Annotated in this window: 1 protein-coding gene and 1 pseudogene; one reads left to right on the top strand and one right to left on the bottom strand. The window is 55.0% G+C overall.

Translation table 11 applies throughout. The features are described from left to right. The first annotated feature begins 185 nt into the window (after positions 1-185). Positions 186-533: a hypothetical protein gene (locus tag HMPREF2749_RS01185; RefSeq protein WP_070593109.1), complete on the top strand. Its 348-nt coding sequence runs from the start codon at positions 186-188 to the stop codon at positions 531-533. A 94-nt stretch (positions 534-627) separates the two neighbouring features. On the opposite strand, the pseudogene HMPREF2749_RS01180 reads toward HMPREF2749_RS01185, so the two are convergent. After that, a pseudogene (locus HMPREF2749_RS01180) lies at positions 628-1,030 on the bottom strand (hypothetical protein); the annotation flags it as partial.

The raw sequence follows: 1,030 nt of genomic DNA, 5'->3' as shown, positions 1-1,030 counted from the left end.
GGGGGGGGGGGGGGGGGGGGGAGTGTTTACCTCTTGAATAGGGTCTATGTGTACTGTAAAGTAACCCACAATACGTTATATACGTGTTGCACACTACTTGTTTTTGAGAAGTTTTCACCAATGATGGTGCGCCATCAGCTCGTCACCGGCGTAGCGAGCGAACCCCAACATGAAAGGCGGTTCCCATGTTCTTCGATATTTCTCTGATCCCGCTGGCGGTTTTGATCCTTGTGGGTCAACTGAAAAAAGCACCACCAAGGTTGCTAAACAACCCTAGCTATCAAAAGGAGAGGGAGCAGGTGCGAAAGCACCGGCGCATCCTGGATACGCTCGGCGTGGGTTTTGCTCTTGCCCTGATGATTATTCAGTGGGGTAACCCCGCGTTATCGCTTGCCTTTCAGGCGTTCGTTATTTGGTTGATTCCCAGCCAGCTGTATGATCTCTGGCAGAAGTTCAATGTGCCGCGTGGGGTACTCTTCGCGTGTGCTATCGCGCTAATCATTATTGAGTTTGGGTTGGCGCTCCTACCCTAACCTGCACCCTATAACAGTTGTGGCGGTGACCGAACAACGGTCACCGCCACAACTATTTTTAAGATGAGACAGACTCAGGTTAGACGGGGTTCGATTAGACAGGGTTGTCGGGGCTGGGCAGGGTTACCACCTCAGACCAACGAGTATCCTTAGCGGCCGCACGGTTCGCGTCGCTCTTCTGCTTCACATCGGCTGGTGCCTGCTGCGCCCACAACTCAAAAGCAACAATGTAGTTCTCAGGGTAGTTTGCCGCGAGCAGCTCCTGTCGGGTTGGGAAGTACTCCTTACCCTCTCGAATATCGACGTAGTTGCTTGCCTTGTAGGGGTCTGCGCTCTGGATATCAGCGCGCGGGCCGGAGGCTACCTTTCCGCTTGCCACGTTATTGTCATCGATAGCGCGCACCCACGCTGCGGCGTAGGCGTGATCAGCCTTGTTCTTCTCGTACAGTGCCAGGCACTCGGCTCCCGCTGATTCAGCTTCGGCGCGGGGGGGGGGG

Origin of the sequence: Rothia sp. HMSC075F09, assembly GCF_001810515.1 — a bacterium.
In the GTDB taxonomy this organism is placed as follows: domain Bacteria; phylum Actinomycetota; class Actinomycetes; order Actinomycetales; family Micrococcaceae; genus Rothia.
This window is presented reverse-complemented; position numbering and strand designations above follow the sequence as displayed.